This window comes from Mucilaginibacter sp. OAE612 (assembly GCF_041806395.1).
Classification (GTDB): domain Bacteria; phylum Bacteroidota; class Bacteroidia; order Sphingobacteriales; family Sphingobacteriaceae; genus Mucilaginibacter; species Mucilaginibacter rubeus.
The window spans coordinates 1,939,625-1,953,004 of the sequence record NZ_JBGMUW010000001.1 but is presented as its reverse complement, the minus strand read 5'-3'; the positions used below and the strand labels follow the sequence as shown (position 1 = coordinate 1,953,004).

General features: G+C 41.7%; 14 protein-coding genes. 8 read left to right on the top strand and 6 right to left on the bottom strand.

What is annotated here, in order from left to right; translation table 11 throughout:
* Nucleotides 1-46: 46 nt before the first annotated feature.
* Both ABID99_RS08300 and ABID99_RS08295 read right to left on the bottom strand, forming a co-directional pair.
* On the bottom strand, nt 47-763 hold the full coding sequence (locus ABID99_RS08300) for a ZIP family metal transporter (protein WP_373613409.1): 717 nt from the start codon (nt 761-763) through the stop codon (nt 47-49).
* Complete coding sequence (locus tag ABID99_RS08295) at nt 763-1,326, bottom strand: phosphatase PAP2 family protein (protein WP_373613408.1); 564 nt, start codon at nt 1,324-1,326, stop codon at nt 763-765. Before ABID99_RS08295 ends, ABID99_RS08300 begins: the two co-directional genes overlap by 1 nt.
* A gap of 265 nt (nt 1,327-1,591) precedes the next feature.
* Between ABID99_RS08295 and glmM the strand changes: the two genes are divergently transcribed.
* Nucleotides 1,592-2,983, top strand: coding sequence for a phosphoglucosamine mutase (gene glmM, locus ABID99_RS08290; RefSeq protein ID WP_354483758.1), 1,392 nt, complete (start codon nt 1,592-1,594; stop codon nt 2,981-2,983).
* Nucleotides 2,984-3,105: 122 nt separating this feature from the next.
* A complete protein-coding gene (locus ABID99_RS08285; protein ID WP_373613407.1) occupies nt 3,106-4,242 on the top strand; it encodes a cysteine desulfurase family protein in 1,137 nt (378 codons plus the stop codon).
* A gap of 379 nt (nt 4,243-4,621) precedes the next feature.
* Here the strand turns inward: ABID99_RS08285 and rpoN are convergent, their stop codons facing one another.
* Entirely contained in the window at nt 4,622-6,097 is a 1,476-nt protein-coding gene (rpoN, locus tag ABID99_RS08280) for an RNA polymerase factor sigma-54 (RefSeq protein ID WP_090527066.1), read from the bottom strand.
* 176 nt (nt 6,098-6,273) lie between these two features.
* Between rpoN and mscL the strand changes: the two genes are divergently transcribed.
* Nucleotides 6,274-6,678 carry a large-conductance mechanosensitive channel protein MscL gene (mscL, locus tag ABID99_RS08275; RefSeq protein WP_229701561.1) on the top strand — a complete coding sequence of 135 codons (405 nt, stop codon included), beginning with the start codon at nt 6,274-6,276 and terminating at the stop codon, nt 6,676-6,678.
* Nucleotides 6,679-6,868: 190 nt separating this feature from the next.
* Here mscL and ABID99_RS08270 read toward each other — a convergent pair whose 3' ends face one another.
* Nucleotides 6,869-7,747, bottom strand: a complete 879-nt coding sequence (locus ABID99_RS08270) for a ChaN family lipoprotein (protein WP_373613406.1) — start codon at nt 7,745-7,747, stop codon at nt 6,869-6,871.
* A gap of 389 nt (nt 7,748-8,136) precedes the next feature.
* Here ABID99_RS08270 and rpmH point away from each other — a divergent pair, with 389 nt between their 5' ends.
* The 4 genes from rpmH to tsaB all read left to right on the top strand — a co-directional run bounded on the left by rpmH (nt 8,137) and on the right by tsaB (nt 9,734).
* Nucleotides 8,137-8,295, top strand: a complete 159-nt coding sequence (gene rpmH, locus ABID99_RS08265; RefSeq protein WP_083878950.1) for a 50S ribosomal protein L34 — start codon at nt 8,137-8,139, stop codon at nt 8,293-8,295.
* Between the two features lie 76 nt (nt 8,296-8,371).
* Nucleotides 8,372-8,776, top strand: a complete 405-nt coding sequence (locus ABID99_RS08260) for a ribonuclease P protein component (protein ID WP_373613405.1) — start codon at nt 8,372-8,374, stop codon at nt 8,774-8,776.
* Between the two features lie 13 nt (nt 8,777-8,789).
* Nucleotides 8,790-9,032, top strand: coding sequence for a membrane protein insertion efficiency factor YidD (yidD, locus tag ABID99_RS08255; RefSeq protein ID WP_354483764.1), 243 nt, complete (start codon nt 8,790-8,792; stop codon nt 9,030-9,032).
* A gap of 9 nt (nt 9,033-9,041) precedes the next feature.
* Entirely contained in the window at nt 9,042-9,734 is a 693-nt protein-coding gene (gene tsaB / locus ABID99_RS08250) for a tRNA (adenosine(37)-N6)-threonylcarbamoyltransferase complex dimerization subunit type 1 TsaB (protein ID WP_354483766.1), read from the top strand.
* On the opposite strand, the gene ABID99_RS08245 is transcribed toward tsaB, so the two are convergent.
* Nucleotides 9,731-11,182, bottom strand: coding sequence for a DUF5723 family protein (locus tag ABID99_RS08245; protein WP_373613404.1), 1,452 nt, complete (start codon nt 11,180-11,182; stop codon nt 9,731-9,733). The two genes, tsaB and ABID99_RS08245, sit on opposite strands and share 4 nt — an antisense overlap.
* Before the next feature lie 133 nt (nt 11,183-11,315).
* Nucleotides 11,316-12,905: a hypothetical protein gene (locus ABID99_RS08240; protein WP_373613403.1), complete on the bottom strand. Its 1,590-nt coding sequence runs from the start codon at nt 12,903-12,905 to the stop codon at nt 11,316-11,318.
* A gap of 85 nt (nt 12,906-12,990) precedes the next feature.
* On the opposite strand from ABID99_RS08240, the gene ABID99_RS08235 reads away from it, so the two are divergent.
* Nucleotides 12,991-13,380: a DUF423 domain-containing protein gene (locus ABID99_RS08235; RefSeq protein ID WP_090527050.1), complete on the top strand. Its 390-nt coding sequence runs from the start codon at nt 12,991-12,993 to the stop codon at nt 13,378-13,380.

The window sequence follows — 13,380 nt, the reverse complement described above, 5'->3', positions numbered from 1 at the left end:
AGTTTATATAGAAATTAATTTCACATAAAGTAACAGCATGAATAATCTATAGCTCTTTCAAAAAGCCCAGCAGCGCAATGGCCACACCGGCTAATATCGCCATCATTTTACGCATATTGAAACGGTGATCAGCACTCGATTCAAAGAGGATGGTAGTGGAGATATGCAGGAAGATGCCGATGACAACGCCCATGATCCTGTTAAAATAATGCTGCAGGTTACCGATGTTTCCGCTGCTTAACGCATCGCTGAAAAAATAACCTGCCGGTGCCATTACCGCGAATACAGCCACAAAAAGTATGGTTTTGTTTTTGCCTTGTTTGTTTGTGAGCAACACTGTAGCCAGTGCGAAGGCCGCCGGGATATGGTGCAAGGCAATCCCGTAAACTAATTGATCCTGGTTGCCCTGGGCAAGCGGCATCCCCTCCAAAAAAGCATGCAGGCAAAGGCTTGCCATGATGCCAATCGGGAAAACTGCCATATCATGCGGGTGTTTGTGCATGTGGCCGTGCTCAATCCCGTCCGAAAATTGTTCAAGCACAATCTGGAACAGGAAACCGACCAATATGAATACGCCAACGTAGTTATCATTACCGTGGTAAGCATCGGGAATCAGGTGCAAAACGGTAATACCAAACAGGTAAGCCCCACTGAACGACAGTACCAGCTTCAGCGTTTTGTGGTTATCGCCCTTAAATAAAAACACAGAAGTACCGCCAAAAAAGGCAGCAAAAAAAAGCAGCAGAATTTTCCAATATCCCATTAAAAGGCAGGTTGTAATTTTTTAAATAATAATGAAAACAGCCATCCAACAAAGGCCCCATATAAAGCGCCGCACAATACATCTACCGGGAAATGCACCCCCACATATACCTGTGCAAAGCAAATGCTGCCTGCCCAAAGTATCGCCCAAAGCCATACCCACCTCCATTTTCTGAAAAACATAAAGCTAAGGAATATCGCCATGGCAAAATGATCGGTGGCGTGGGTTGATGGAAAACTATACCCGCTACCACAGGGCACGCGGCTGATATCGGTTGCAGATACAACCGGATCACGGCAAGGGCGAAGCCGCTGAATATTGTGCTTAATAATAACTCCACTGGTGAAATCAGCAACGCCTGCCGATGCCGCCAGCAGCATTATAATAATAGCGCCTGTTTTTTTATATCGCCATAAACAAAAAATAATGATGAAAATATACAGCGGGATCCAGAATTTGGGGTTACGCAACAAGGGCATGATCCAGTCGAAAAACGAATTGGACAGGTCATGATTAATGAAATAAAATAAATGCCGGTCGAGGTTTAAAAGATAGTCGGGCATTGTTTTTTACTATAGGTGTTTGTTTGCTGTAATTTCCAAAGTTATCAAATAGCTTAAAAAATCCTTTAAATTTTAATACTTAGCAGCAGCATTATCCCGTTAAGCATAAAATAATGCGCAGGGATGACAATTGAAACCACCCTGCACCGTATTAAAAAACAGTAAATTAGCCGTAACCTTATATGCAAGCGTTTGCGTAAATCCTTAAAACAATATCATTTGTAGCTTATATTTTTTACTTTTACCACACCAAAAACTTCGCATTTTGACATTAATAAAATCTATTTCAGGAATACGCGGCACCATAGGCGGTGCTGTTGGCGATGGTTTAACACCGCTTGATATTGTAAAATTCACTTCGGCCTACGGATCATGGGCTGTAAAAAAATCAGGGATTAAAAAGATTGTGGTAGGCCGTGATGCCCGTTTATCGGGTGCTATGGTGAACAATCTTGTTATTGGCACACTGCAGGGTTTGGGGATTGATGTTATTGATCTTGGTTTGTCAACTACACCGACTGTTGAGGTTGCCGTTACCGGTGAGCAGGCAGCGGGTGGTATTATCCTTACCGCAAGCCATAACCCAAAACAATGGAACGCCCTTAAACTGCTCAATGCAAATGGCGAGTTCATCAGTGATGCCGATGGCAAGGAAGTGCTAACAATTGCCGAATACAGCGACTTTAATTATGCTGATGTAAACGATCTGGGTAAAGTTACTCATGATGATACCTGGCTTCAAAAACACATCGACCTTGTATTGGCCTTGCCGCTGGTTGATGTTGAGGCTATAAAAAAAGCCAACTTTAAAGTAGTAATAGATTGTGTTAACTCAACAGGCGGTATTTTTGTACCGGCCTTGCTGAAAGCTTTAGGCGTTGAAACCGTTCACGAACTGTATTGTGAGCCGGATGGCAATTTTCCGCATAATCCTGAGCCGCTTCCCGAAAACCTGATAGCTTTATCAAAAGAGGTTGTGGGTAAACGTGCCGATTTGGGTATTGCTGTTGATCCGGATGTAGACCGCCTTTGCTTTGTTTGCGAAGATGGTAACATGTTTGGCGAAGAATATACGCTGGTTGCCGTAGCCGACTATGTTTTGAAAAACAATGTGGGCAACACGGTATCTAACCTGTCATCAACCCGTGCGCTGCGCGACGTAACTGAAAAAGTAGGCGGCGAATACCATGCGGCTGCGGTTGGGGAGGTTAACGTGGTTAACAAAATGAAAGAAGTTAACGCTGTTATTGGCGGCGAAGGTAATGGCGGGGTTATCTACCCTGAGTTACATTACGGCCGTGACGCTTTAGTTGGTATCGCGTTGTTTTTAACTCATCTGGCTAAATATGGTAAGTCGGTTTCAAGTTTGCGTGCGTCATATCCGGGTTATTTTATTTCAAAAAACAAGATCACTTTAACACCCGAAATGGACATAGACGCCCTTTTGGCGAAAGTTGAAGAAAAATACATCAAGCAGCCCCACTCAACAATTGATGGCCTGAAAATAGAATTTGATAAAGAATGGGTACATTTGCGGAGGTCAAACACCGAGCCCATTATCAGGATTTACTCTGAAGGCAATTCTGAAACCGTGGCAAACGGTTTGGCCAATAAGATCATCATCGATATTAAGGAGATCTTACAACTGAAAGGTTAATTTTACTGGTATTAAAAATAGCAGGCAACCGGCGGTAAATACCGTTGGTTGCTTGCTTATATATAATTACCGGGCATGTGTTTTTGAAGTTACTGATCCATTAATTTATAATTTTTAAAAAAATGCGCGTTTATTTTGATAATGCCGCCACTACGCCGCTTGATCCGGATGTGATGAAGGAGATGTATAAGGTGATGGAAAGCCAGTTTGGTAATCCGTCGTCAATACATGCCCACGGCAGGGAAGCCCGTACTTTAATTGAGCGTTCGCGGAAAACGATTGCCGGTTTACTGCACACCTCGCCCGCCGAAATCTTTTTTACATCAAGCGGTACGGAGGCCGATAATACGGCTATCAGGTGCGGTATCATTGATCACAAAATTACCCATGCTATCACCAGCCCCACCGAGCATCACGCAGTGCTCCACACGCTGGAAGCAATGGAAAAATCGGGCATTATTAAATTGAGCCTGGTAAATATAGACAGTAAGGGTGTTATTGATTATGATCACCTGGAAACATTATTGAAAGAAAATGAACGCAGTTTTGTTTCATTAATGCATGCCAATAACGAAATAGGCACCCTATCGGACATGGAACGTATTGGTGACCTGTGCGAAGCATACAATGCCATTTATCATTGCGATACTGTGCAAACTATGGGCCATTACCAGCATGATTTGAGCAAGCTTAAAGCTCACTTTGTGGTATGTGCCGGTCATAAATTGCATGGCCCTAAGGGAGTGGGTTTCCTGCATATCAATCATAAAATTAAAATAAAACCATTTATTTACGGTGGCGCCCAAGAACGCAACATGCGCGGCGGTACCGAAAATATTTATGGTATAGTTGGCTTGGCCAAAGCGCTTGAACTTGCTTACGGCGAAATGGAACAGCACCAAAACCACATTCAGGGCTTAAAATCATACATGATGGAGCAACTGGTTGCAAACGTACCCGGTGTAAGCTTTAACGGCGAAACCGACCCCGAAAAAAGTTTATATACAGTATTGAACGTGGCTTTCCCCGAGATGGAAATGAGCGATATGCTGCTGTTTAATCTTGATATTGCCGGTATTTCTGCTTCGGGCGGCAGTGCCTGCAGTTCGGGCAGCGACATTGGTTCTCACGTGTTAACTGCTATCGGGGCCAGCTCTTCAAGGCCATCGGTTAGGTTCTCGTTCTCAAAGTATAATACAAAAGAAGAAGTTGATTTTGTAGTAGCTAAAGTTCGTGAGCTTTGTGCTGTGAATGTGTAAACTTTGAAAAGTACTGATATTATAAACGCCTTAAGGACTGGTTCTTAAGGCGTTTTACTTTGATAGGGGCATGCTGAGTAAATTAAATCCGGGGCCTCTGAAGGTGAAATGACAAAGAGGGCTTGTCAGTCTGAGCCCGTCGAAGACTCGTGCGCAGAGGCCTGCCCGCCATACTTCGACGGGCTCAGTATGACACCTCTCTTTTTAAGTTGTCATGGGTAACTTGTTTCAGCACCTCATATGCTAAGCACACTGCCAAGCAAATCGCCCACCCGTCCAGTGGGGTGCTGAAACAAGTTCAGCATGACGGTATGGGGGATTTTTCGTTAAGGATCGTGATTTGCAACTAATCTCTAATCTCCGGCCTCTAATCTCTAATCTACAGTTCCTTCCTTAACCTTGCCACCGGGATGTTCATTTGTTCGCGGTATTTGGCTACGGTACGGCGGGCTATGTTGTAGCCGGCATCTTTAAGAATCTCGGTCAATTTTTCATCAGCAAGCGGATGACGCTTATCTTCTTTGCCGATATGCTCTTCCAAAATCTTTTTAACCTCTTTATTGGATACTTCCTCACCGCTCTCGGTTTGGATGGCTTCAGAGAAGAAAGATTTCAGCAGGAAGGTACCAAACTCGGTTTGTACATACTTGGAGTTGGCTACACGGGATACCGTTGAAATATCCATGCCAATCCTGTCGGCAATGTCTTTCAGGATCATCGGCTTCAGATTTTTATCATCACCGGTAAGGAAAAACTCATACTGGTACTGCATAATGGCATTCATGGTTTTGAGCAGCGTTTGCTGGCGCTGTTTAATGGCATCAATAAACCATTTGGCCGAATCAAGCTTTTGCTTTACAAATTGCACTGCTTCCTTCAGTTTTTTATCCTTTTGGGAAGCCTTGTCATAATGCTGAAACATTTCCTGGTATGAGCGGCTTACTCTAAGTTCGGGGGCGTTTTTTGAATTGAGGGTAAGGATGAGCACACCATCATTGTTAGTGATATGAAAATCAGGGATCACCTGCATTTGCTTGGTGTTGATCTCGTTTGAATCGCCGGGTTTGGGATTGAGTTTCAAGATCTCATTGACCACCGCACGCAACTCAACGGAGTTCATATTCAATGATTTTTCAAGCTTATCGTAATGTTTGCGGGTAAACTCATCCAAATAATGTTCAACAACCTGTATCGCTTTTTTGATGATAGGGTCGTTTGCATCTTTTTTGCGAAGCTGGATCAGCAGGCATTCCTGTAAGCTGCGCGCGCCCACACCGGGAGGGTCAAAGCCCTGGATCACCCTGAGCATCTCTTCTACTTCGTCATCCTCAGCCAATACATTTTGTGAAAATGCAAGGTCGTCGGTTAGCGACATGATGGGGCGGCGCAGATAGCCGTCGTCATCAAGGCTGCCTATGATCTGCTTGCCGATCATGAAATCTTTATCACTCAAAGGAAGCAGGTCTAACTGGGCTTGCAGGCTTTCAAAAAATGAGCTTTGCACAGCAATGGGGATCTCTTTACGCTCATCCTCATCGTCACCATTTTGATCATAGCGCGATCCGTAATCATTTACGTTGTCTTCCTGCAGATAGTCGTCAATATTAAATTCATCCATCTCGCCCTTTTCCTCGTCATTGTTATAATTATCTTCGTCGGGGTCGCGGTCAGGATATTGTTCTTCGGGTTCGTTTAGGTTGGTAAGGCTCAGATCTTCAAGTGCGGGGTTTTCTTCCAGTTCTTCTTTTATCCGGGTATCAAGCGAAACAGTAGGCACCTGCAGCAATTTTATAAATTGTATTTGCTGGGGCGAAAGTTTTTGTAAAAGTTTTTGTTGAAGGTTCTGTTTAAGCATAATTAAGATGTAGCCAAAAATACATCAAATTAATATTAACTAAAAATTACTTGAGGTATCTGCTTTAAAGTTGTTAAATGTTTTAGGCATGCCAATTGTTTTAGCACTATCAAAAAAACTATATGAATTGATAGTTTATGTAATATTATTAACTTTAAGTAACCAAACTTTAATTTATGGCAATAGTAAAAGAGTTCAAAGAATTTGCAATGCGGGGCAACGTGGTTGACCTTGCTGTAGGTGTTATCATTGGCGCTGCTTTTGGTAAAATTGTTACCTCGCTGGTTGCAGATATTATTATGCCGCCTATTGGCATGGCAACCGGGGGTATTGATTTTAAAGATTTAAAGTATGTACTTAAGCCAGCTGTTGATAAAACACCGGAAACAGCCATCAATTATGGCTTGTTCATCAACAACGTGATCGACTTTCTTATAGTTGCTTTTTGTATCTTTTTAATTGTTAAGGCAATCAACTCGCTGAAGAAAAAAGAAGAAGTCGCTCCAGCAGCAGCGCCAGAACCAACTAAAGAAGAAGTTTTACTTACAGAAATCCGCGATTTACTGGCTAAGAAAGCTTAATGGAATTTAGTTCATAGTCGATGGTTCATAGTTGATGGTTCATAGTTCATAGCTATAAGAAAAACCGCGAACCATAAAATTTGGTAACCATGATTGATAGTTAGGAAATAGTTAATGGTTCATACATAGCCATATAGCACAAAAACCATGAACTATGGTCCATCGACTATGAACTATCAACCATGAACTATCAAAAAGTTTTGGGCAGCTTAGGATCAGTTAAAATGATATAGTCGGCCATGCCGACTAATTTGCTCCAGTCGGGCTTGTCAAAACTATCATCCATATAGGTTGCTATGTTAAGCACACGTAATTTGGGTGCGTATTTTTTAAGCTGAGCTACCGCGCCCAGTTTTTCTTCACTGTGAAAGCCGCCGTTAAGCTGCAATACTTTAAAACCGGAATGGTTTTTCAGGAATTTCGCTATCGACCAGCCCATCGTAGCATCCCAAAGGTTTTGCGATTGGTAAATCTGCATGCCCGGCATTGAGGCATGACCTCCCATTATTTTAGCAAATTTATCATAATAAGCTCCGGTAGCGGTATCAATTGGCAGTGGTGCAAGATAGCTTTTAGCCTGGGCATCAAGCTGCTTTAAAGCGTCAAGTCCACCGCGTGTAACCATGTTAGTATAGCGGGTTGGGGCGTTGGCTGCTATTACCGGCAGATGATTGGATTTGGCAAGTTCAATAAGCGGTTTGTAATCCTTATAATTTGGCCAGGTACGCGCATCTGTTACCAGATTTTTTTCGCGAATAAGCCCCGCGAGATATTCATTCAGCACCAGCTGACAGTCAGTTTGAAACATCTCCATGGAAAGCGCTGTTTTCTGCGGATATTTTTCCGAAAGCTTTTTGAACAAGCTAAATTCCAGGTAGTGCGCTGTTGAATCATTATGCTCTTCGCCAAAGAAAATCACGTCGGCATTGGCCATATCATTAACAATATCGTCGGGCGTGATAGTCTTTTGCGCGGATGTGCCGTAAATTTTATAATGTGTTGCAGGTAGCTCCTGCGCTATGGTAACGGCCGATAGAAATATGAATATTACGGAAAGGATTAATTTCATTTGTTAGGATAAGCTGTTGAATTTACACTTTGTTAAGTTAATGATTCGGACCTGTTTATTCAGCTTTTTTTAATAAATGCACACTTCGCGAGTGCACATTGTTGCAAAATCTGAATCTGTAACAAATAATTAATGTTAAATTTAACTTTTTATTTAATTTGATTTGGAATGATAGCTTGCCGCTGTTATTTAGTTCAGATAATGAACAGGATTTCGAATTTAATTATTGCGCGTACAATTAGTTTTCCGAAAAAAGAGCCGCTGATTTACAGCCGCCGGGCGGCGGTACACATGTTATTATAAATAAGAAAAATAGTGTTTGAATTATTAAATAAAATAACTACATTTGCGCTCTTGTTTTAAAAAGACGAATAGAATAAAATATAGCCATGAAAAGAACGTTTCAGCCTTCTCAAAGAAAAAGAAGAAATAAACACGGTTTCCGTGAACGCATGTCAACTGCTAACGGTAGGAGAGTATTAGCAGCCAGAAGAGCTAAAGGCAGAAAAAGGTTAACTGTTTCTGACGAAGGCAGGCACAAAGCATAATTGAGGTTGCCCTACCCTATTTATAAGGGTTTGGAACCGCTTATCTGCTTTATCCTTCGGTTCAAAAATGGCAACTATGTATACTTTTAAAAAAGAAGAACGGTTATGTAACAAGAGGCTTATTGACAAGCTTTTTCATAACGGTTCTTCTTTTTTATGTTATCCCTTCCGGGTATCCTGGCTTGTCAATCCCGAGCCACAGCCCTATCCTGCGCAAATTCTTTTTTCCGTTCCTAAAAAGCGTTATAAGCACGCTGTCGACCGTAATTTGGTAAAACGTCTGATGCGCGAAGCGTACAGGCTCCACAAACAGCAGCATCTTTATGATATTCTGCAGCAAGCGGATAAAAAGGTAATTGTTTCGGTAGGCTATGTAGGCAAAGAAATTGAACCATACCTTTTCATCGAAAAAAAAATGCTGAGGATGCTCGCCCAGCTTTCCGGTGAGTTAACTGCTGCAATACCCGTCACAGCTAATTAACATGAATGGGCTTATGGATACAATCGCCAGGTTTTTAAAAGCATTAGTTGGGGGAGTTTTCATCATCCTGATCAAATTTTACCAATATTTTATATCGCCGCTTTCGGCTGCATCATGCCGGTATACACCCACCTGCTCGCAGTACGGTGTTGAAGCTATCAGGAAGTATGGTGCTTTTAAAGGTGGTTGGTTAACCATAAAGCGCATTGCCAGCTGTAATCCCTGGGGTGGCCATGGGCATGATCCGGTACCATAAATTTATAATATGAGCCTCATACTTCAAATAGAAACAGCAACAACATCCTGCTCGGTAGCACTTGCCCGCGATGGCAAGGTTTTGGGCTTTAAGCAAATAAATATCCGTAATATCCATGCTGAAGTTATTACTTTATATATCGATGATTTGCTGAATAACTCGGGATTAACTTATAACGAGCTTGATGCTATTGCTGTAAGCAGCGGTCCGGGGTCATACACCGGTTTACGGATAGGTGTATCTACCGCCAAAGGATTGTGCTTCGCCCTTGATAAACCTTTGATAGCGGTTGAAACACTTGAGGCTATGGCTTATGGCGTTATTAACAGCCTGGGGGATGCTACTGATGGTAATATGCTGTTATGCCCGATGATAGATGCCCGCCGAATGGAGGTTTATACAGCATTATTTGATGCTGCCGGCAACAGGGTGCGTGAAACAGCTGCTGATATTATAGAAGGAAACAGCTTTGCCAACTATTTGAAAGACCATCAGATCCTGTTTTTTGGTGATGGTGCCGAAAAATGCAAAGCTGTTTTAAGTGAAAGCCCAAATGCTTTGTTTTTGGATGATTTTGTAAATTCGGCAACATATCTTACTCAAAAAGCAGCTCAAAAATTTGCTGATGGCGCATTTGAAGATGTAGCTTATTACGAACCTTACTACCTTAAAGATTTTATAGCCGGGAAAAAAGCGCTTTAATTATTGGTTTTAAAAATACGGCCAAACAAACGGCCAAAAAACCCTTTTTCGCCCATAGGGATATAGCTGGAATTCATGGGATGTTCAATTACCCGTCCAAATTTCAGTGAAAAGCCCAAGAAGATATCCGCCCCGCTATAATTGCCTACCCTATTTATTTGATTGGTATTATTTAAAGCGGCCAGAGTAAGGCGGCCCGTATTTAGTAAGCGTTCGGAACCTATAAAAAATTCGACATTAGGGGATTTTACCATAATTTGTGCGCCGAGATTAAATAATTTATAATCGTCATAAGTGGCCGTTAAGGTAGCTATCAGGTTGTTTTTCTGTACCGAGTTAACCATTGCTCCGGTGAAACCGGAAAAGAACATTTCTTTTTGGGCTACAACTGTTGGGAAATATCTGTATGTTTTTTCATCATCAAGCCAATAGCTTTTGGATACGCTCAATTCGGCTTTGGCATTGGTTTTTGTGTTAAATGAAGTAACCATTCCGTTGCCCCTGACCAATTCATATACAGCGTTATATATATTCTCATCACGATGCTGGGATGTAATATCTGTTATATTTGTTGTGTTATTAAAATCAGTAATGGTTGAGCGCTTGTTCCAGTGAATAAAGCCAAGATCTTTTATATTACCTTGTATCAGGATCCCATCCTCTGTTCGGTAAGTTGCACCCATTGATATCGCCGCACCTGGGTTGCGAAACGTTGGTAAAAAGTCACGCCCATCCAGTCTGCCGGGCACATAGCTCCTGTAATACCGTCCCCTCATATAAACGTCGGCATTGTCATTGTCAGGATTTGCCGGGTCCCGGTTAATCCGCAGGCTCGACTCCTCCACATCTATTTTGTTATATTGAACACCAGACAGGTAGCTCAGCTTAAAGCCTAAGGAGAGTTGTTTATTAACCTGCTCCCGGTAGATATAACTTAACTGGTCATACATCTGCATCCTATAATGGTTGTTGAATATATTATCATAATTATCACGCGCAAAATTTGACGGTCCATCAAGAAAAGCTATAGACTCATCGGTGACCAGGCCTTTACCTTCTACTTTGGTTTGGGCCGAAAAGCCCATTTCAACATTGCCGTTTAAACTGGTGAAAAGTTTAACCATTACCGCATATGCATTGGCATTTACATTGAAATGATTTAAAGCATTTTGGCCGATGCGCAGTGATGAGGTATTATAATAAGAAGGGCTTGCAAATGCGCGGCTTTTTAGCGGCCGTTGTATATCGCCGGTTATATAGAAATTAGCATTAAAATTCGGGATTAAAAAATTGAAAGCTATTTCCCGGCTCGAATCGGGGATAAAGGCTCTTTGTGAAGGATTTTCAAATGAATCATAAAGGGTGCCGGTGTTATATTGCGAAAACTGTTGAGCCGATACACATAAAGAAGAAAAGATTAAAAAAAGAATAATAAAGATCTTGTTCATATTATAGCTCACATACCTTTACTCTGAAACTATCTGAAAGATAACACAAAGTGATACAGGTAAATTTATTACAAATTTCTGATTGTATTGTTTTACGAAATTGATTGGGTATTGTTTGTAACACACAATAAATTTATTTTTTCACAGTACTTGTATCCGGCATATTCAGGCGCATACAAAAATTGGTATAAAAGTTTTTGTCGGATGCGGTGAGCTGGAAGGCAGCACCATAATAATTTTTCCAACCGGGGTCGCTGTTTTCAAAAGCATCGTAAAAAGGCCTTTTTAAATCGCGCTTTAATACAGGCTGCATGTTTTTAAAGTTAATAAAAAAGGCCACATTGCTCCTTTCGGCCAGCAAATTATCAAACTGGGTATACTGATCGGTTTTGCCGATGAATTTGCGATTGAAGTAAGTATCGTTATAACTTTCTAACTCGGATACCGACGTGGCAAGTATGAGATAATTATCAATGATCATAAAGTAGGGCTTCCGGAAAACGCTGAATGCATCCCCCAATAAAAAGAAAGGCAGTTTTTCATAATTAAACTGGCCTACTTTATCAGTAACCATATTACTGATGTTCATCATCACCGGAAAAAGCTTTGAGCCATCCCTAACAGAAATGATGGCAAATTTTTCAAAGTACCGCGTGGTAACTATCGCGAACTCGTTACCGAGCAGCTTTTCAAACTCAGGTTTTACAAACAGCCCTGCTTCTGATTTTACCTTGTTCAAAAGTTCATTCTTTTCTCTGCCCACTCCCGCTTTATCATGCCATTGTGAAAGGTCGGCCTCAAACTTTTTAGGATCTGAAACGGCGAAGCTTGTGCTGTAGGCAGTTGTAGCCGGGAAAATATCTTTTAAATGATTCTCGACAGGTTGCTGGGCTGAAAAAATGTTTAAATAACTGGTTGCATTATTTCGTTTAGTGGTGAACCCGTTAAACATCAAAGCATCGCTTTTATAATTTAAGTTTAATGCCGCATAGGCCGGCAGCATTCTAAAGCTCTTAAAAAGATCGGTAGTTTTATTAAGGAACAGCTGATCAAAAAACGGGTTTAGCTGGTTGTAATTAATATAAAGATTGGCAAGCGAATTGGCGTTTTGCTGCTCAGGCAACGGTACAAAGCCATTATGGCCTTTATCCTGCTGGTAGATGGCGCTATGATCAACCAAATCTTTTGAAAAACTGCCCGAAAATATATTGTCGCCGGTTTTAATGAGGTAAAAATGTTTGTCGAGCGGCTTGACATATATATTATAACCCTGGCTTGCTGCTATTTGCATTGGCGCTATTTGTAAAGCGCTTTTGGCATTGCCTGTTAAATGATTAAACATAGTTGCCGAAAAAGCTTTTGATGCCGAAGTAGTTACAAGCAAGTCTATATTATCATTATTTGTAGGATGAAGGGAAACGAAAATGTTTTGGCCTGCAAAAAATTGATCAAGCTGCGGAGAGGCAATGAGCAACTTGCGTAAAGTATCAAGTTCATGTAATTTGGCGGGGCCAACAAAAGTGCTCAGGAGCTGGTTGCCGGCAAAAATATCATAAAATCCCTTTTCATTACCAAACTCAAATACGGCCACCGCATTATCAGGAATAGCGCGCATAACCTGCCCGGTACGCACTCCCGGCGGACTTAAATTTTTAAAATATAACACCGTTACCAGCACGGTAGCTATAATCAAAAATATAGTGGTTACTATCAGTCGTTTCATAGCAGGGGCGTGCAGCAAATATAGAATTTTACCCCACGGCGTTAAAGTAATACTTTCAATTGGTTAACTTAGCTTTTTATATCGCATGAACAAACAAATAATTATTACCGCTTCGTTTTTAGGTATGCTGGCCGTTATCACCGGCGCTTTTGGAGCCCACGGTTTAAAAGCATTGCTTGCCCCCGCCCAGCTTGAGGTTTGGCATACTGCTGTACAATACAACTTCTACCATGTATTTGCTTTGCTTTTTTTAGCAGTTTTTGCGCGGGAAAAGAGCGGTGGCTTAATATCAGCAGCTTACTACCTGTTCACTTTCGGCATTATATTCTTTTCAGGTTCGCTGTACCTGTTATCATGTCGCGATCTGCTTGGCTGGAACTGGCTTATAGCCATGGGGCCAATTACACCCATTGGTGGTTTGTTGTTCATTTTGGGCTGGCTGATGCTGGCATTAGCTGCTATCCGCAACAAATAA